This window comes from Pseudomonas sp. Root329 (genome assembly GCF_001424925.1).
Lineage (GTDB): Bacteria > Pseudomonadota > Gammaproteobacteria > Pseudomonadales > Pseudomonadaceae > Aquipseudomonas > Aquipseudomonas arabinosi.
Window position 1 is genome coordinate 101,603 of sequence record NZ_LMCV01000012.1, and the last position, 17,904, is coordinate 119,506.

At 54.1% G+C, this 17,904-nt stretch carries 21 protein-coding genes and 5 pseudogenes; 18 read left to right on the forward strand and 8 right to left on the reverse strand.

Features of this window, described 5'->3' with window-relative positions; translation table 11 throughout:
• Positions 1-17: 17 nt before the first annotated feature.
• Entirely contained in the window at positions 18-1,046 is a 1,029-nt protein-coding gene (locus ASC74_RS12005) for a glycosyltransferase family 4 protein (protein ID WP_056741555.1), read from the reverse strand.
• 348 nt (positions 1,047-1,394) lie between these two features.
• On the opposite strand from ASC74_RS12005, the gene ASC74_RS12010 reads away from it, so the two are divergent.
• From ASC74_RS12010 to ASC74_RS31610, 9 genes and pseudogenes are all read left to right on the forward strand, one after another.
• On the forward strand, positions 1,395-2,045 hold the full coding sequence (locus ASC74_RS12010; RefSeq protein WP_056741556.1) for a hypothetical protein: 651 nt from the start codon (positions 1,395-1,397) through the stop codon (positions 2,043-2,045).
• Positions 2,045-2,473, forward strand: coding sequence for a phage holin family protein (locus ASC74_RS12015; protein ID WP_056741557.1), 429 nt, complete (start codon positions 2,045-2,047; stop codon positions 2,471-2,473). Before ASC74_RS12010 ends, ASC74_RS12015 begins: the two co-directional genes overlap by 1 nt.
• The gene (locus ASC74_RS12020) at positions 2,470-3,288 is read left to right on the forward strand and encodes a DUF3618 domain-containing protein (RefSeq protein WP_056741558.1); all 819 of its coding nucleotides are present in this window, start codon (positions 2,470-2,472) and stop codon (positions 3,286-3,288) included. The genes ASC74_RS12015 and ASC74_RS12020 overlap by 4 nt, the downstream gene beginning before the upstream one ends.
• An 85-nt stretch (positions 3,289-3,373) precedes the next feature.
• Positions 3,374-3,685, forward strand: coding sequence for a hypothetical protein (locus ASC74_RS12025; protein ID WP_056741559.1), 312 nt, complete (start codon positions 3,374-3,376; stop codon positions 3,683-3,685).
• A 96-nt stretch (positions 3,686-3,781) separates the two neighbouring features.
• A pseudogene (locus ASC74_RS32075) lies at positions 3,782-3,978 on the forward strand (hypothetical protein).
• A 114-nt stretch (positions 3,979-4,092) separates the two neighbouring features.
• Positions 4,093-4,593 (forward strand): CinA family protein, encoded by a 501-nt coding sequence (locus ASC74_RS12030; RefSeq protein ID WP_056741560.1) that lies wholly within the window; start codon positions 4,093-4,095, stop codon positions 4,591-4,593.
• A 6-nt stretch (positions 4,594-4,599) separates the two neighbouring features.
• Complete coding sequence (locus tag ASC74_RS12035) at positions 4,600-5,109, forward strand: hypothetical protein (protein WP_082555807.1); 510 nt, start codon at positions 4,600-4,602, stop codon at positions 5,107-5,109.
• A gap of 7 nt (positions 5,110-5,116) precedes the next feature.
• Positions 5,117-5,563 (forward strand): DUF421 domain-containing protein, encoded by a 447-nt coding sequence (locus ASC74_RS12040; RefSeq protein ID WP_056741562.1) that lies wholly within the window; start codon positions 5,117-5,119, stop codon positions 5,561-5,563.
• A gap of 99 nt (positions 5,564-5,662) precedes the next feature.
• Positions 5,663-5,812, forward strand: coding sequence for a hypothetical protein (locus ASC74_RS31610; protein WP_156400816.1), 150 nt, complete (start codon positions 5,663-5,665; stop codon positions 5,810-5,812).
• Positions 5,813-5,836: 24 nt separating this feature from the next.
• Here the strand turns inward: ASC74_RS31610 and ASC74_RS31035 are convergent, their stop codons facing one another.
• Entirely contained in the window at positions 5,837-6,229 is a 393-nt protein-coding gene (locus ASC74_RS31035; RefSeq protein ID WP_082555808.1) for a GFA family protein, read from the reverse strand.
• Positions 6,230-6,489: 260 nt separating this feature from the next.
• Positions 6,490-6,744, reverse strand: a complete 255-nt coding sequence (locus ASC74_RS12050; RefSeq protein ID WP_056741564.1) for a DUF6555 family protein — start codon at positions 6,742-6,744, stop codon at positions 6,490-6,492.
• 66 nt (positions 6,745-6,810) lie between these two features.
• Here ASC74_RS12050 and ASC74_RS12055 point away from each other — a divergent pair.
• Positions 6,811-7,614 (forward strand): annotated as a pseudogene (locus ASC74_RS12055) (zinc-binding dehydrogenase); the annotation flags it as partial.
• 5 nt (positions 7,615-7,619) lie between these two features.
• Here ASC74_RS12055 and ASC74_RS12060 read toward each other — a convergent pair.
• The gene (locus tag ASC74_RS12060; RefSeq protein ID WP_056741565.1) at positions 7,620-8,177 is read right to left on the reverse strand and encodes an ATP-dependent Clp protease proteolytic subunit; all 558 of its coding nucleotides are present in this window, start codon (positions 8,175-8,177) and stop codon (positions 7,620-7,622) included.
• A gap of 266 nt (positions 8,178-8,443) precedes the next feature.
• On the opposite strand from ASC74_RS12060, the pseudogene ASC74_RS32080 reads away from it, so the two are divergent.
• The 5 genes and pseudogenes from ASC74_RS32080 to cydB all read left to right on the forward strand — a co-directional run.
• A pseudogene (locus ASC74_RS32080) lies at positions 8,444-8,605 on the forward strand (general stress protein); the annotation flags it as partial.
• 213 nt (positions 8,606-8,818) lie between these two features.
• A pseudogene (locus tag ASC74_RS32655) lies at positions 8,819-8,875 on the forward strand (hypothetical protein); the annotation flags it as partial.
• Between the two features lie 119 nt (positions 8,876-8,994).
• Positions 8,995-9,132: pseudogene (locus ASC74_RS32090) on the forward strand (glutathione-dependent formaldehyde dehydrogenase); the annotation flags it as partial.
• 73 nt (positions 9,133-9,205) lie between these two features.
• Complete coding sequence (locus ASC74_RS12075) at positions 9,206-10,582, forward strand: cytochrome ubiquinol oxidase subunit I (RefSeq protein WP_056741567.1); 1,377 nt, start codon at positions 9,206-9,208, stop codon at positions 10,580-10,582.
• Positions 10,583-10,594: 12 nt separating this feature from the next.
• A complete protein-coding gene (gene cydB / locus ASC74_RS12080) occupies positions 10,595-11,596 on the forward strand; it encodes a cytochrome d ubiquinol oxidase subunit II (protein ID WP_056741568.1) in 1,002 nt (333 codons plus the stop codon).
• 10 nt (positions 11,597-11,606) lie between these two features.
• Here cydB and ASC74_RS12085 read toward each other — a convergent pair whose 3' ends face one another.
• Both ASC74_RS12085 and ASC74_RS12090 read right to left on the reverse strand, forming a co-directional pair.
• Entirely contained in the window at positions 11,607-12,131 is a 525-nt protein-coding gene (locus ASC74_RS12085) for a cupin (protein WP_056741569.1), read from the reverse strand.
• A 74-nt stretch (positions 12,132-12,205) separates the two neighbouring features.
• Positions 12,206-12,682, reverse strand: a complete 477-nt coding sequence (locus ASC74_RS12090; protein ID WP_056741570.1) for a hemerythrin domain-containing protein — start codon at positions 12,680-12,682, stop codon at positions 12,206-12,208.
• A 445-nt stretch (positions 12,683-13,127) separates the two neighbouring features.
• On the opposite strand from ASC74_RS12090, the gene ASC74_RS12095 reads away from it, so the two are divergent.
• The gene (locus tag ASC74_RS12095) at positions 13,128-13,559 is read left to right on the forward strand and encodes a hypothetical protein (RefSeq protein ID WP_056741571.1); all 432 of its coding nucleotides are present in this window, start codon (positions 13,128-13,130) and stop codon (positions 13,557-13,559) included.
• Positions 13,556-14,338: a DUF72 domain-containing protein gene (locus ASC74_RS12100; protein WP_056741572.1), complete on the forward strand. Its 783-nt coding sequence runs from the start codon at positions 13,556-13,558 to the stop codon at positions 14,336-14,338. Before ASC74_RS12095 ends, ASC74_RS12100 begins: the two co-directional genes overlap by 4 nt.
• A 64-nt stretch (positions 14,339-14,402) precedes the next feature.
• On the opposite strand, the gene ASC74_RS12105 is transcribed toward ASC74_RS12100, so the two are convergent.
• Positions 14,403-15,374: a ribonuclease Z gene (locus ASC74_RS12105; protein ID WP_056741573.1), complete on the reverse strand. Its 972-nt coding sequence runs from the start codon at positions 15,372-15,374 to the stop codon at positions 14,403-14,405.
• A 292-nt stretch (positions 15,375-15,666) separates the two neighbouring features.
• Positions 15,667-17,136 (reverse strand): efflux transporter outer membrane subunit, encoded by a 1,470-nt coding sequence (locus ASC74_RS12110; RefSeq protein WP_056741574.1) that lies wholly within the window; start codon positions 17,134-17,136, stop codon positions 15,667-15,669.
• Between the two features lie 87 nt (positions 17,137-17,223).
• Between ASC74_RS12110 and ASC74_RS12115 the strand changes: the two genes are divergently transcribed.
• Positions 17,224-17,844 (forward strand): TetR/AcrR family transcriptional regulator, encoded by a 621-nt coding sequence (locus ASC74_RS12115; RefSeq protein WP_056741575.1) that lies wholly within the window; start codon positions 17,224-17,226, stop codon positions 17,842-17,844.
• Positions 17,845-17,904 lie beyond the last annotated feature (60 nt).

Genomic DNA, 17,904 nt, shown 5'->3' on the forward strand with positions numbered 1-17,904 from the left:
TGAAAGCATCACGAGTATCAACTTCCGGTAAGTGTTCGATAGAGGTCGACATACCGCTGCGCCATTACCTTGGCAGAAAAACGTCTGACGAATACGTCACGTATGACCTGTCGATCAAGTTCAAGTACTTGACGGGTAGCGACCACAGCCTCTTGTTCGCTATTGATTATGAAGCCGGTTACGCCATGTTCAACCACTTCGGGGACGGAACCACAATTCCAGGCGATGACCGGTGTACCGCAAGCCATTGCCTCGATCATGACTAATCCGAATGGTTCGGGCCAATCTATGGGAAATAATAAGGCTCGGGCGTTTCCCAAGAAGTCGGATTTCTCATGATCTCCAATCTCTCCGATATATTCGACGCCTGGCAGCGCGAGTAAAGGGCATATCCGCTGTTCGAAATATTCACGATCAGCGGCATCGACTTTGGCGGCGATCTTTAATGGCAACCCGGCAGCCCGGGCGATGCTGATGGCGCGGTCGGGGCGCTTTTCAGGAGATATTCTTCCCAGGAACGCCAGATAATGACCGGCACTTTGATGCAGGCTAAAGCTGGTATGAGCCAAACCGTGATGGATCGTGTCGATCCAGTTTGCATCTGGCAGTGGCGTACGCTGATGCTGGGAGATGGAAACCAAGGGATAGCGATGCCATCGCGAATAAGCCCCATCAAGGTCTTTCATATCCAGCCTGCCATGAAGGGTAGTCAATACTTTATGCGCAATATCTTCAAAAAAAGGGAAGTGCAATAAGTCAACATGAAAATGCAAAACATCAAATTCGTTGGCTCGCCGCTGTACCTCGGAAAGCAAGCGTAAATGACTGGCGAGTTCAGACTTCAGTGGTGTTTGATCCAATCTCAACGCTTGATCTCGAGCCGCGACCAAGACGCCAGCAGTGTGGGACCCATTGGCGGCAAATAAGGTCACTTCGTTTCCAAGCTCTACCAAGGCATCCGTCAAGTGCGCGACTACCCTTTCGGTTCCTCCATAAAGTGAAGGTGGGACGGACTCATATAACGGAGCAATTTGCGCTATTTTCATAATTGCCGTCCTGCCGATTGATTCATAATCCGCGCCTCACCGTAAAATTTCGACCAATCCACCGCAGGTGTTAGTTTTACGGCGACGACAAACGGTAACTTAATAGGCAAATTAACGATTTTCTGCTGTGGTAATTAATTTCCTTAATTACCCTCATTTTTTTGCCAAATCGGCTTTTCGTAACTACCAGTTTCCGCCTTGGTTAACGATCACTTGTCGGATCTGGCTGTACGCTTAAAAACTGCTTTGAACTCCAATTGAGCACCCTCGTCTTTTGCTATGAGGGGCTCAGGGCAATTCAGCTGCGTAGTCCCAAGACGCGTTTTCAATTAGAAGGCGAGGGACGACATGAATACTTCAGACAGTAGGGCTGGAACCAATACAGGCAATCCCGACAGCGGCAAGCCTGAGCAGGATTTTCAACATTTGAAAGAAGATGTTACGGAGGCGCTTAGTGGCGCAAGGCAACAAGCCGACGCCCAGTTCGGGCAGTACCGTGACACGGCTGCCGACCAGATTGAAGCCTTGGCCCAAGGGGCGAAAAGTTTCGTTTCCGAGCTGGAGGATAAAGACACGCTCGGCATGTCCGACTACCTCACCGAAATGGCGGAGTCCATGAGTGGGCTGGCGGGGAATTTGCGCGGCAAAAGCGCCGAACAGCTTCTGCATGACGGCGCTGAACTGGCTCGCAGCAATCCCGCGCTATTCATTGCCGGTAGCATTGCGTTGGGCTTTGGCCTGTCACGGTTTCTCAAAGCGGGCAGTTCTGCGGCCATGGTCATGCAGGGTGAGCATGACCCGGCGGCGGGAAGATCAACACCGCCAGCGAGCGGGTTTGGCGCCCAACGTCCATATGAAACGTCCATTCCTTCTCATACCGACCCGGCTCCGGAGTTGGCCTCCGGATTTATACCGGCCTCGCAAAATGCGCACGACCATCCTTCCGATTTTGTTGGGGCAACAACACCGGCTTCGCCAAACGTCAAAGGAGAACTGTGATGAACAGAGACCATTCAGATCTACCGGGCGCAAGACCGGTTATCCAGCCTGACGACGCTTCGGTCGTCGGCTTGCTCAGGCAATTGTCCCGCGAAGTCCCTGCGTTGTTCACCAAGGAACTCGCGTTGGCTAAAGCCGAACTTCAAGCCAGCCTGACGACGCTCAAGGCTGGCATAGCAGCCGTAGCGGGGGGCGCCATTGTGCTATTGGCGGGGTTCATCATCCTGTTGATGTCAGTCGTCTACGGTTTGAGCATGGTCATGGCACCCTGGCTGGCCGCGCTGATCGTTGGCGTGGTGGTGATGATCATCGGCTTTGCCATGCTGCAGTCGGGGAAAAAACAATTCGAGCCGTCCCACTTCAAGCCTGACCGGACACTGGACGCTTTGAATAAAGACCAGGAAGTGCTGCGGAGGAAAGTCTCATGAAAAGCGAATTGGAGATCGAATCGGAAAAAAGCCCCGAACAGATCGAGCGCGAGATCGATGCGCAGCGGGCGAGCATCGGCAACATCGTCGACAGGCTGGAGAGCAAGTTCACCCCCGGCCAGATAATTGACCAGGCGTGGGGCATGATGCAGAACAATGGCTCGACATTCCTGAGCAACCTCGGCACCAGTGTGCGCAACAACCCTGTGCCCGCCGTGCTGACGTCAGTCGGTTTGCTGTGGTTGATGATGAGTCAGAACCGGCCGCCAGCACCGCAGTCGGGCTATCGAACAGGGCCTGATCAAATTGGCGAATGGGTCGATGATGTAGCGGAGGGCTTCGACAGCGCCCGTGTGCAACTGCATCAGACCTCCGATTCGCTGAAGGAGGGCTACCAGTCTTTGAAGGACAAGGCCACTTACCTGAGTGATAACGTCGGTGCTGCCACCGAGACGGTGAACCACGCCATACATAACGCTGGCGATCAGTTGGCGCGTACTACCCAGGTAATGGGCCAACAGTTCAATCATTTGCTCAAGGAGCAACCGTTAGTGGTAGCAGCTGCGGGCATTGCCGTAGGTGCACTGATCGGCGCGGCACTGCCAACAACCGCGACCGAGCAGCGATATATGGGACGTACCAGTGCAGGCTTGGTCGATAAAGTGAAGAAGCAGGCCCAGGAAGGTTATGAAGCAGTGCGCGATACGGTCACCAAAACCACCGATCAAACGGATGTTGAAAACCGCTCGGATTCGCAGCAAAACAGCGTGCCTGGCGCATCGGCGGATCTCTCTCGGGGATTGGGGACTTCCTGACGGTCGCCGCAAGTAGGGGAGGTCTGCAACGGGCCTCCCCGTAGCCCTCGGCGATGGCATTTAACCAAGCTCTGGAGATAGGGTCGTGCACCTGATCGAGATTTTTTTGCCACTCAATTCGAATGAGGGAACTCCTCAACCTTCGGACGAGTTCAGGCGCGTGCGAGAGCAATTGGTCGAGCGCTGGGGGGGTGTGACTGCATTTACTCGAACACCGGCTAGGGGTGTGTCCTTGCAAAACGGAAATGAAAGGGCAGAAGACGAGATTATTGTTTATGAAGTGATGGTTAAAAGGGTCGATAAGCTTTGGTGGCTAGACTACAAACGTGACTTGGAGACGCGATTTCGCCAACGGGAGATTTTGATACGTGTCACCGCCGTAAGCGTCATTCACTGACTCAAAGTATGAGAACGCCGCCGACTTTTCGTCAGACGTTGTGAACCTATTCTGGAACTGACAGATCCATCAAGAATATCCGGGTGGGCGAGTGAGATGAATGCCAAAGATCTGCTGACGCCGGCTCAAGAGATGAGACTCGTGCCCTTGATGCCTGGCATTGCGTACTGGAAAACAGGCAGCTGCGCATGGATTGTCCTGATGCTTACCATGACCAACTGCTTCGTCAGTCCGACGAGATGGAGCGGCTAGGTATCGTGACCTGGACTGAGTGGCGGAATTTGCGCATGTAAGCTGATCAGGCGTTTCTGCGTGCAGTCGTCGGCGAAGACTGTCACTGACGCATTCTCTTGGAATGTTCGGCGTCTTCACCTGTCAATCGAGCAATAACTTCGTGAGTTCTGCTCATGTCCATCGCTGACGATACCGTTGACTACCTTCGCGACAACTCCCTGGTGCTGACAACTGCCGAGTCCTGTACTGCCGGGAAAATCGTAATGCTACTGTCCGAGATCGAAGGCAGCGGCGAGTTCATCGAGTGCGGTTACGTGGTTTATTCGCCGCAGGCCAAACAACGGGTTTTACATGTCAGCCCGCACACCATCGAAATTTTCAATCTGACGAGTGTGGAGGTCGCCAGGGAAATGGCGATGGGCGCCTTGCGTGACAGCACCGCCAACGTCGCCGTGGCCACGACCGGGATTCTTGGGCCGGAGGATGTCGACGGCATTCCCGCCGGCACCATCTGCTTCGCGTGGGCTTTTCAGTCCAAAGATAAGCATTGTGTATTCAGTCACGAACATCGGTTTTTCGGCACACGCTGCCAGGTGCAAACACTAGCTACCGAATACGCCTTGAAATGGCTGCCGCATTTCCATCGTCAAGCATTACTTCGTGAGCAAGGTTGAAACCTGATGAATGACGATCCGGAATTGAACAGTCGTAAATATCCTGTGCGCGAGGATATGGCTTACCAGATGAAGGTCTGGCGCTTTGAGCGCTGCGGATGGTACGTGCTGATTTTACTCATGGTGTTAGGGCTGGCGGGCCTGTTTTCCCGGGGACTTCTCAGTACCAGGGATATTCGCAGCGAGGATGGCAGGGTCAGGGTGGAGTACGAGATGTTTCATCGTAACGGCTCGACCAACTCGATGAAGATCAGCGTTAACGGCTCTCCGGAATCCACGGTTGAACTGGAATTGGCTGGGGAGATGCTGGATGGCTTCAGCATCGAGACGCTGCAACCTGAGCCGTTGCGCGCCCGGAGTTATGCTCAAGGCATTCAGTTATGGGTACAGACCGACACCCAAGGCAAGGCCGATTTGTTCCTTACGCTGCGAGGCGATGGCCTTGGGTTGTTCCGCAGCCGCATCGTTTTACCCGGCACAAGTGTGGTGAAGCTCGATCAGTTCATTTTCCCATAGGTGGCTTATGGATTCGGTATTGCGTGCGGCGGCGATGTATGTGGGGCTCATGGTACTGTTCAAGATTGCCGGACGAAGATCGTTGGCTGAGCTGACGACCTTCGACTTCGTGCTATTGATGATGATTAGCGAGGCAACTCAACAAGCGCTGCTGGGGGATGACTTTTCGCTGACCAATTCAATGCTGGTTATCGTGACCCTGATCGCAATCGACGTCGGGCTCTCCCTGCTCAAACAGCGTTCCGGCTGGATATCCCGACTAATTGACGGCGAGCCAACGATTATCGTGGAGAACGGCAAGCTTCTGCGCCAGCGAATGAGGCATGCCCGGTTGGTTGAGGCCGATATCATGGAGGCAGCACGTTCCAGCCAAGGCATCGAGAAGCTGGAAGAGATCAAGTTCGCGATCATTGAGCGCAACGGCAAGATTTCGGTCATTCCACGAGAAAACTGATTCGCAATAGATCATTTTCGTGACCTCATCAACTGATTTGCTTTGAGCATCAATGACTGTCTGGAGCCTAACAATTACCAGCCTCTGGAGGATCGAATCATGTCAGAAGCAACCAGTTATTTTTCGATTGCTGTCGCGGTGATCATTCTGCTCGTCGATCTTTGGGCCATCATCAGTGTGTTTCGCAGCGACAAAACGGTGGGGGGTGAAAGCGGCTTGGGCTATCGGTCTCATGGGGGGGAGAGATGAGGTTTCAAACGGAGTTGCGCTCATTCAAGGCGAACTCCAAGGGCCACCATCTGCAACCGGTACATCGTCCAGATCGTAGGGATTGATCCCTTCCAGACAGCCGATGTTGAACCCAAACTCTTTTGGGTTGGTACTGCGGCGATGGTGTGTATAGATGCCGCAAACTCTACAGAAAAAGTGCTCAGCTATTTGCTTACCGAATTGGTACTTCACCAGCGCCGCTTCGCCCCGAATCACCTTCAGATCTGATGCAGGAACTGCCGCTACGATGGCGCCTTTTCGCTTGCAGAAAGAACAATCGCAACGATGGGGGCTGGGAATGCCATGGGGGAGATGGATTTCCAGAACAACGGCGCCACAATGACAGCTGGCCCGATGGTGCGTTTGGATAAGCGTATTTCCGATTTGCTGCAGCATTGGAGTCCTCTCATTGCGAGGTGGTCTACTGCTTCGTTTGCCGGCGAATATGCATCCAGGCTCGATAAGCCTCAGCCCGTTTCGCATCCGCTAGGGCTTTTGCCTCATTGAAACGGTAAAACGTTGTAGGGTTTCTGCAACCTTCATCAAAGATGCGATAGGCAATGTCGTCGAGTCTATCCGCTTCATGGAAGAGCGCATTGATACGAGCGATCTCGTCATCCTCAATCCCAGTGGTTGCTGATCTTGAGTCTGAGTATTCATGACGAAGGCACCGTCCATACCAATGCGGCGGTTTCACGCCACATCACTTCAGTGATTCCGTATTTTTCCGCTTGCGGTCTAGACACGACCTTAAGCGGCGGTCTCCCTGGTTTCGGGATGGGAGCTACGCCGGCATCACAACTGGCCCAATGCCAAGCATCAACATTGCTCATGGACTTGGCGCGGATGACGAAAGATTTCGGCTCCCCATCAAGCTTATATTCAATGATGAAAATATCTGTGCGGCCCATGCGTTCCTCCTTACGTTCATAGCCAAAGGAGTAGCCGATCAAATAAAAAATTCAAACATTTAATGACCGAAAGCCAATACCGGGCCGTTCAAGGTGCCCGGCACGCTGGCGGACGAGCAGGTGCTTTTTCTCTCCGATATTCTGCCTACCGCTTGGCAGGCGGTGATCAATGCGCAGATCGGTAAAGGGTCGAGTCTGGCGATTTTCGGCGCAGGGCCGGTTGGGTTGTTGAGCGCAGCCTGCGCACGAATGCTCGGCGCCGAACAGATCTTTATGATTGATCACCATGATTACCGCCTCGCCTATGCTGAGAAGACCTACGGTGTCATCCCAATCAACTTCGATGACGATGATGATCCTGCCGACTCCTTGATTCGCCAGACAGCCGGTATGCGCGGCGTGGACGCGGTGATCGATGCAGTGGGGTTCGAAGCCAAGGGCAGCACCACCGAAACCGTACTGGCGACGCTGAAACTCGAGGGCAGCAGCGGTAAGGCATTGCGTCAATGCATCGCTGCCGTGAGGCGCGTTGGGGTGGTGAGTGTGCCGGGTGTCTACGCGGGATTCATCCATGGCTTTCTGTTCGGAGATGCGTTCGACAAAGGACTTACGTTCAAGATGGGTCAGACTCATGTACAACGTTATTTGCCCGAATTGCTTGAACATATAGAGCTTGGTCATCTGCGTCCTGAAGAAATTGTCACTCACCGCATGTCCCTGGAGCAGGTTGCTCGAGGTTACGAGATTTTCGACAAGCGCCAGGAGGATTGCCGCAAAGTCATACTGATCCCCGGTGCGCCGGTGGAACCGTTGACTGAGTCGATTGAACCGGGTGTGGGCTTCGCTGATCGTGGGGTACCCAGCTTGTAGACTCTTCAGCCACCGCTGACTTTCCAGTGTTTGACATCATCGGCAAAGACCATCTGCTTCATCTCATGAGCAATGCCGTAGGCCAGGGATTCGTGCGCGGCGATGACCTTTTCCTCTGCTGACAGGCAATGGAAAATGTCGAGTTTGGTCGCCGCATCAGCGGTTTCCAGCGTGAAAATCTGCACGTAACGTGCGAGGTCATTGTCGAGACTCGACAGGTATTCGCGCAGGCGTTGGTGGTCGACGGATTTCTGGCTGAAATACCAGTTCATCGGGTGAATTAAAAAGCGTGCATGGGGCGACGTAATACGTCGAGCTGCTGCCAGGAACATGATGATGCCCATCGACTCGATGTTCCCGGCATTGATCGCACAAAGTGGCACAGGCAACGACTTCAGGAAGGTATAGAGGGTGAAGCCGAAGTTGGTACTGCCGCCGCAGGTGGACAGGTTCAGCAGCAGTGACGTGGCGCCTTGATCGATGGCTTCAAGACAGCAATCCCTGAAACGCTCAGATGTTGCCTGGTCGATCTGACAGTGAAAGTGCACGATATGCTCGGTCATTGACTGACCTCCTGAATTCGGCGTTTGTAAACCTTCTTTTGAGCTATTCAGTCTAGTAAATATTCACCGATTGTTAGCAAAAAAACGCCTTGAATCACGCGCTTCGACGACCCGCACCGCCAGTCTAAAGCCTCTGTTTTCAACGGAACTAACGGCATGAATCCACTCGTCGCGAGCCTGCTGTTTTATTCCAAACTTTCGATTTTCTGCGTCCTCCGAATTAGACGAGCGAATGCTCGTGCTAACGATGTAAGAGGTGAATAGAAATGGCCAATACAGGAAATAACAATCCCGGCAATTTTTCTAATGACCGAGATAAGGCTTCTGAAGCCGGCAAGAAAGGCGGAGAAGCTTCGGGTGGTAATTTTGCCAACGATCCACAACGAGCGTCCGAGGCTGGCCAAAAAGGCGGTCAGGCTTCAGGCGGACAACAATCACGCGATGCCGATCGTATGTCCGGAGGTGGGCAAGGTACGAATCGCGGAGGCGAATTCGCCGACGATAAGGAAAGCACTACCAAACCAGGGCAAAAAGGTGGTCAAGCAGCGGGTGGCCGGCAATCAAGCGATGCTAACCAATCCGCTGGCGGTGGTCAGGGAAGCGGTCGCGGCGGCAACTTTGCCGATGACCGGGATAAAGCCACTGAAGCTGGGCGTAAGGGAGGGGAAGACAGCGGTGGCGGAGGCCGTAAATCCTGATGCCCTGTAATCCTCATCAAGCCCCGAATTCTTTTCGGGGCTTGGTTTGAAAATATGTCGAGGTAAAAAAAGAAAAGCTGTTGTATTTCATGGCATGGGTGACATCAGGCAGGACGAAGTTGCAATGGGCCGTCGAGACAGTAGCGAAGGCGGGAACGCTTTCCATAATCGGTGTGTATCCAGCCGGGTTCGATAGCTTCCCGATGGGTGCTGCGATGAACGAGAATATGCGAATCAATATGGGCAACTGCCAACATCTTGTCGCGTCCCATGAACATCTCAGCATTCAAGATGTTCTACCAGTCACACTGCTCAAAATGAGTGACCGTTATGGAAGCTATTGAGTCAGCGCTCCTGGCGGCTCGTGCCCAGTTCGCGATCACCATTAGCTTTCATATCGTGCTGGCGGCCTTCACCATAGGTTTGGCCAATTTTCTCATGGTGCTGGAGGCACTGTGGCTGTGGTATGGAAGAAAAATCTACCTGGATGTCTATCATTACTGGTTGAAAATATTTGCCCTCACCGTGGCGGTTGGCACCGCCTCGGGTCTGATACTGGAGTATCAATTCGGGCTCAATTGGTCACGGCTTTCGACCATGACGGGAGATATCCTCGGCCCATTGATGTTTTACGAAGTGCTGGCCGCATTTTTTCTGGAGGCTGGCTTCCTGGGAATCATGCTCTTCGGGTTGAAGAAGGTAGGCCCTCGTGTGCATTTCTTCGCAACCTGTGCAGTCGCATCTGGATCGTTGATAAGCGCCTTCTGGATCCTGTCGGCCAATTCCTGGATGCAAACACCAGCCGGGTACTCTATCGGTATCGATGGACGTTTTATTGCTCAGGATTGGTGGGCGATTATCTTCAATCCGTCGTTTCCTTATCGGCTTGCGCACATGACATTGGCGGCAATGCTCGGCACTGCCACCCTGGTAGCCGGAGCCAGTGCATGGCAGTTGCTAAAGTTTTCTGAAAACCCACGAGCTCGCCTTCAATACGCCATGGCGCTCTGGACGATCCTCGTGCTCGCGCCCGCGCAAATCGTCGTTGGACACTTCCACGCTGAGCACAGCCTCATCGTGCAGCCGCAGAAGGTGGCTGCAATCGAAGGTTCCTGGACCCGTCCACCTGAAAGCGCAGGCGAGCCTATGCGCCTGTTTGCAGTGCCGGACATGCACGAGAGGCGCAACCACTGGGAAGTAGCAATTCCACGAATAGGCTCGTTGTATCTGCATTACAATCTCAGTGGCACCATCGCCGCACTGGATGAATTTTCGCCCCAAGACATCCCGCCGGTACCGATAGTTTTTTTCGCTTTTCGTTTCATGGTCGGGCTGGGCCTGTTGATGGTGGGTCAAGGCCTGATGAGTTTGGTGCTGCGTCGGCGGCAACGCCTGTTCAGGGCACGCTGGATGATGCGAGGCTGTGTGTTATTGGCTCCCGCTGGATTTCTGGCCATGCTCAGTGGCTGGGTGGTGACGGAGGTGGGCCGTCAACCGTTCACTGTCTACGGTCTGCTGCGCACAGCTGACAGTCTCTCGTCAGTGTCGCATCAACAGGTGATCGCATCGATATGGTCGATTCTATTGTTTTATCTGCTGATTTTCGGCATTGGGCTCTGGGTACTTTTGCGAATCCTGCGTAAACCTGCCCATGAAGACGAACCCGGGCCGCAGCCAACGCTGGCGGATGAGACTGGTGACTCTTGAGGACGTGAACCCATGTCGGGCAATGACTGGATGACACTACTGTCGGCGGGTGCCTTGGCGTTCTCGGTATTGAACTATGTGCTGTTGGACGGCACGGATCTTGGCGTTGGTGTGCTTCTGGGGTTCACCCGCAGTGGAAAGCAGCGCAGGGCCATGGCAGTGACCATCTTGCCGATCTGGGATGCCAACGAAACCTGGCTGGTACTGGGGGGCGGTGGCCTGCTGGCGCTATTTCCAATGGCCTACGCGATCTTGCTCCCGGCGCTTTATCTGCCATTTATTCTGATGTTTCTGGCTTTGATTCTTCGTGCGGTCGCGTTGGAGTTTCGTGACTATGCGCCTAACGATGCCATGAAACGTTGTATTGATGGCTTGCTGTTGTGTGGTTCGCTGTTCACCGGTGCGACGCAGGGCGTTGTGCTGGGAATGCTCGTGCAGGGCATACCAAACTATGATGGGCAGTACACCGGAAACGGTCAGGAGTGGTTGGGACTGTTTCCCCTGTATTGCGGCGTGGTGCTGGTGTTGGGCTACACATGGTTGGGTGCCTGCTGGCTGTATTGGCGTACTGAAGATGAGCTCCAGCAACGATCACGCTTGCAAGCGCAGGTACTGGGAATCGTTATGGTTGTACTGCTGACAATGTTGGTTGCCTGGACAACGACGCTTAACACTCAATATGCGCATCGGCTTTTAGATCCCCTTGTCTTGGTGCCGGCCACGGCTCTGTTCATCGCCCTGATAATTTCCTTCTCCTTGGGCTTGCGACGCCGCTGGGATTATTTGCCGCTGTTTGCCGCATTAGGCATCTTCATCCTGGCATTCGCCTTGATGATTACTGCCTTATATCCGTTGATTGTCCCACCCAATCTGACCTTGCAAGCCGCCGCCTCCAGCCCCACCAGTCAGAAATTCATGCTGGTTGGCTTCGCCGTGTTGATACCGGTGACACTCATCTACAACACCTACGGTTTCAAGGTTTTCAGTGGGAAGGTTCATTCCGTTCGAGACTGACGGCAAAGTCTCAACCTTGGCATATCCAATACTGGTGTAAGGCACCATGCCTTCCCTGGACTGGATCCTGGTCAGGAAACGGCAAGCGCTCAATCCTTTCCAATTGAGTGGTACTCGGCGCCTCGCGGCAGATATCGGGATGCTGTCCAGGCGGGTAAGCGCCAACTACCAGGAAGTCCGTGCTGGAATCCAGATTGCAATGGCCTGTACCCGTTGGGAGTAGCAATACATCGCCCGCGTTAACTTGGATTATTTGCCCATTCGGGCCGCCAATCATCAAGTGGGCCTGTCCACTGGCAATACCGAGCACTTCATGGCCTTCGGTATGGTAATGGTGGTAGTTGTAAACCCCGTCGCGCCATTGCGGCGGCCAACCATTGGTAGTGAAGATTTCCTCGAACTGCGCAGCCGGGTCATTGCCCTGAAGTGAAATGGCCTTGGAGTAAACCAACACTGGTAGGCGCGGATTGTTGGGCACCCAGCTGTTTTGTTCGAGCAGCAAGGCTTGCACGGGTGCGGCATTCGAATTGACCATCAGAGTCTCCAGAACCTGAGCAGTAGCAGGTGGCAAGGCCCGGTTGGCAACCGGGCATTGCGAATTGGCAGGAGTCAGGCGGCCAGATGGCTTGCGGCCCAATCCTTTTTGTAACTGGCTTTCATCGCCTCCATCTGCGCCCCGAGGTCGTCGAGTTTGGCTTTGCCAAGCAGCTTCTTCGCCTGCGGGAACATTTCGGTTTCTTCTTCTTCAATATGGTGTTCCAACAACTCCTTGACTACCTTCACGCGCCCCGCGAATTCCGGTGTGCCCGGGTCAGTTTGTTTGAGATCCGGCAACACCAGCGAGTCCACGGTGCGATGTTCTTCTTTGGCTTCGAAGTACATGACGTCCTGTTCTTTGGTTCCGACCTCCTTGAAGGCAGGGTAGAGGATTTCCTCTTCCAGCTTTGTATGGATGGAAATCTCCATTTCCAGCTTGTCTAAAAGTTCACTACGTTTCTTGCTCGCTCTCTCCGTCGATTCGCTCAACTGGGTCAGGATGGCTTTCACTTTCTCATGGTCAGCTTTTAGAAGATCAATAGCGTTCATATTTGCAACCTCAGGTAGTACGGAATCGGGTACCTAAACGGGATCAGGCGTTGAGGTTTCCCCAAAGCAACCGCATTTCCTGTGCCAATGCCATCATTGTCCCCAATGCGTGAGGAAACAATGGCTTGCGATGCTTGCACTGAATCCGGGGCGTGCAGTTTGCAAGAATCGCCCATGTAAAACATTGCAGATCGCCGAGACGCTCGAGCGGCTAGAACACTGTCAGGTCGAACTTCGAAGACAGACGGACTGTCCAGACTCTTACACCTCTACGACGGGCACACGCCAAGCTTGAACAGTGGAAAAAAATCGCCACGACATTGCTGCAAGGCGATCCAAATGAGACTGGGATAATTGTACAAACCGCTAAGCAGGTGCTGGGAGCTGTGTTACCGCGCAAAAAACAAGACCGCCTGCCGCCTTACGAAGCCAGAGGGTTTGCAAGATGCACCAGACCATCAGTGCCAAGGACTTACTAATTAACCTCGACGACGCGAACGAAGAGGGGCTGTTCAAGTGGTTGATTGCCAGCTTTCTGATGGGCAAGAGAATTCAGGCCGAGATTGCTGTTAAGGCTTACCAGGCGATCGTCGACAAGCATCAGCGAAATACACCTCGAAAGCTTGCTCACTGTAGCCATCGCGAACTGGTTGCGATGCTTGGCGAGGCCCACTACGTGCGTTACGACGAAACCACCGCATCACGCTTAACGGCGCTGGCTCATAAACTCAACGACGAATACGCCGGTAAGGTAAGCAACATCGTGGAGGAGAGTGCTGATCGCCTGGCGTTTGAAAAGCGCCTTGCTGAGTTCGAAGGGATTGGCCCAAAAACCATTGAGATTTTCATGCGGGAAGCGGCGGGGGTGATCTTTTGAGTCATCTACCCATTTACATTGGCTGTGCAGGCTGGAGTGTTGGGCGCGAACATGCTGCGGCGTTTCCTGCTGAAGGGACACATCTGCAACGCTACGGCTCGCAATTTAATTGCGTTGAAATCAACAGCTCGTTTTATCGACCGCACCGTCATCAAACTTACGCGCGTTGGGCCACGTCCGTGCCGAAAGAGTTTCGATTCAGCGTAAAGATACCCAAGCGAATTACTCACGAACTACGCTTGGCGGATTGTGAGCAGCCACTGGAAGAGTTTCTCGATCAATGCAGTGGATTGGGCGAGCGTCTGGGGTGCTTGCTGGTACAGCTACCACCATCACTGGCATTTGAAGAGGTGATTGCACAAGGCTTCTTCAGGGTGCTGAAAGAGCAATATTCCGGGACGGTGATACTGGAACCTCGGCACGAATCCTGGGTTGATGCCGCTCCCTTGCTGAGGGCGTACCGGATTACTCAGGCGGTCATCGATCCATCGCGAATCAGTACTGACTCATCAACCGCAGGCTCTCCGAAAGTGCAGTACTGGCGACTGCATGGCTCGCCGCGTATTTACTACAGCGCCTATGATTTAGCCTATTTGAAAAACCTTGCGAACCAACTGAGGGTTGCGGCTGGCGAGGGCGCGACCGTGTGGTGCATTCTCGATAACACGGCCAGCGGTGCAGCGCTGCGCAATGCTTTAGAACTGTCGACATTACTGACGATGTCGATCAATGAGTCTAGTGGTCCTCCAGGTTTTTCTTGTATCCACGAAGGTTCATAACAAAGAGGCAAATTTGTAAAACGATCAGGGCATTGCCGTGTCAGATTCCCAGAACGAATCACCATTACGACAAGCGGCCCATGACGACTTTTAAACGACCGTCCCGGTCGAGGTGATAACGCTGCAGATCTCGCGCCAGGATCAGCTCGCCGGTGAAGTGTGCCGCTGCTTCTTCGTGCACATCCTCAATGGATGGACTTCGCCCGGGACTGCATTGGTACCGCGCACTGAAGTGGGTAAGAACCAGGTTGGGAATGCCTGCCGACTCAGCAAAACGCGCCACGGCGGCGGCACTGCTGTGCCCGTAACTCTCGCGAGTGTGATCGATTAATGCCTGAGTGAAGGTCGCCTCATGTACCAGCACATCCGCACTGGGCGCCACTTCTGCCAACAGCTCAGGGGTATCGTTATCGCCGCAGATAATAATGCGTTGAGCGGGGCGCGCAGGGCGCAAATATTGCTCCGCACGAAATGTTCGTCCGGCGTGCTCAACCTCACGTCCATGCGCCAACTCGCCCCACAGCGGGCCACGAGGAATCCCTTCGGCCTCCAGACGTTGAATATCCAGTCGCGAATGAGGAACTGATTCGGCAAAAACATAGCCATGGCAGGGAACACGATGAGAGAGGGCAACGGTGTCGACCTGAACATTGCCATTTTGCCAGCCACTGAAGGTTTCGCTCGCATGCAGATGCAACTCGAAGGGCAGCCAGGTTTTGCTGACGGTCATGCTGAGCCTCAACCACTCATGCAGCCTGACCGGCAACACAATATCGAGAGGCTCGATTCGCCCCGACATGCCGGCGCTGGCCAGCAAGCCGGGTAAGCCGAAGCAATGATCGCCGTGTACATGGGTTATGAAGCAGCCGCGAAGCTCACGTAAAGACAATGGGGTGCGCATCACTTGATGTTGAGTGGCTTCACCGCAATCCACCAGATACCAACCCTTGCCTGAAGATTCGATGAGGGCGGTGCCGCTCACATTTCGATTTCGGGTAGGGACGCCCGCTGAAGTGCCAAGAAAAATGAGATCCATGGCTGATCCTTCACTGAAACAATTGATCTGAAAAACACAGAATAGGCTCAAGGTTTTTGAGGATGAAATTTGAAAAGTTTCCTGATGATCCTAATTAGCCTCTTGTTTGCTAGGAGGGATATGAGTCAGGCGAATTTTGTCCGCTGCAATTAGCCTAGCGGAATGACGGAAACCGGCGTTTCTGCTCGCAATGCCGCTTGTCATTTGGTCAAAACGATACAGCGCATCTTGGCGGAAACAGGCGGTAGTGAAATCACGCTTACACGATGCAAAGCGGGTCGAAACCAAGGCCTTATAGTGCCTTTGAGGCAACATGCGCCCCTGAGTCATCTCGCTGCCAACCGCCGCCCAATGCTTTGAACGTGGCCACTGCAGCGCGAGCCGATTCAGTTTGTGCCTGGGCTCTGCCATCAGATGCCGCCAGGAGATGTTCATCGGCATCCAGCACTTCGATCAAGCTGACCACGCCTTTTTCATAGGCGGCAAACGATGTCGCTCTGGCTTTCGCATACGCCGACTCGCCCTGGGCGAGCTGGGTCGATTGTTGCTCGCGGTTGATCCGTGCCGAAACAGCGCTTTCCACATCTTCACAGGCCCGCAGAACGGACTGGCGGTAAGCGGCCAAGGCTTCGGCTTCCTGGCCCTTTGCCAAATCAATCTGGGCGTTGATGCGGCCAAAATCGAACAGCCGCCAGCGTAATCCCAGTGCCGCCGAAGCCTGACTGGCGCCGTTGCTGAACAGGTTTGCGCTGGATATCGATGTAGCACTGCCGAGCAGCGCCGCCACAGACAGTTTGGGGTAGTACTCGGACACGGCTTCGCCGATGCGCGCGCTGGATGCCGCAAGACGGCGCTCCGCGACGATCAAGTCTGGACGCCGACGCAGCAGGTCGGCCGGAGCGCCCATGTCCGAGAGGCCTGGCACCTCGGGGATGGGCGCCAGCTTAGTCAACTGCGCGCTGTAAGTGCCGGGCGCCTTGCCCAACATGACATCCAGCGCATTCATTGCCGCGTCAATGCCTGCTTGCAGTACCGGAACGGTGGCCTGCGCTTGGTTCAGCGCGCCTTGGGTCTGGTTCAACTGCAGTTCGGCCGCCAGGCCTTTTGCGTAGAGATGTTCGATGGTGGTGAGCAGTTGTTGTCGTGTGTCTACTTGCTGCCGGGCAATTTCCAGGCGTGCTTGCAGGCCACGGATGCTGATGTAAAGGTCGGCTGTCTGCGCGACCACTGCCAGGCGTGTGGCAATCGCTCCGGCTTGCGAGGCCTGATAATCGGCGAAGGCCGCTTCTTTACCTCGGCGCAGCCCGCCAAACACATCCAGCTCCCAGCCGGCATTCAAGTTCGCCTCATAGGCACTGCCGTAGCGATTATAGGAAGGGTCTGAATTCAGCACTTGGCCCAACGGCGTCTCCAATGACTGACGGGCTCGGGCCGCTTGACCATTGACGGTAGCCGACGGCAGGAGGGCTGCGTTAGCTGCGCCCAAACCGGCGCGAGCCTGCTCGATCCTTGCGTTTGCCTGGGCTAAATCGAGGTTCTGTTCAAGTGCTCGATTTATCATCTGACTGAGTATCGGGTCATTAAATGCGTTCCACCAAGCGGCGAGATCGTCATTTGCGGCGCCCAGTTGTCGTGCCTTGGACGTTTGCGCGGAGAAATGCTCGGGCAATTCCACACGGGGTTTTGAGTAGTCGGGGCCCACTGCGCAACCTGCAACCATACCCAAACACAGTAAAACGGCGAAACGAGGAGGAGGGTGCATGCGATACCTGCGAAAGGGTCGGTTTGTGACGATATTACAATTTGGTCACAAGTTGTCAACCACCTTTGGGATGAGTAAGCTGCTCGCATGAATCAGCCATCAGTTTCTTCGCCCAGCGCCCGTGGCCCAGCCGATCACGACATTCGAGACCAGATTGTCGCGGCGGCCAACGAACATTTCCGTCAATACGGTTACGGCAAAACAACGGTTTCTGACCTAGCCAAGGCCATCGGCTTTTCCAAGGCTTACATCTACAAATTCTTTGAATCCAAGCAGGCGATTGGTGAAGCAATCTGTACAAATTGCCTGACTGAAATCGCTGCGGCAGTGGAGCAAGCCATCAATGCAGACGGCATCTCGCCGACTGAACGTTTTCGGCGCCTGGTTAAAACCTTAATCGCTACAGGTGTGAGCCTGTTCTTTAACGACCGTAAACTCTACGACATCGCAGCGTTCGCCGCGTCGGAGCGATGGCCCAGCTCACAAGTCTATGACGCTCAGATCAAGAGCTTCGTGTTGCAAATCGTGCGTGAGGGGCGAGAGCTCGGTGAGTTTGAACGCAAGACTCCGCTGGACGAGACGGTAGAGGCGATTCATCTCGCTCTGCGGCCCTTCATCAATCCTCTGCTATTGCAGTACAACCTCGATTTTGTTGAAGAAGCCCCTTCTCTCATCTCCAATCTTGTTCTGCGCAGCCTGATGCCTTAAACCTCTGCTGACGGAGGCGCTGCGCATCCGTATCAGCGTGTGCGCCTGAAAAACTGGATA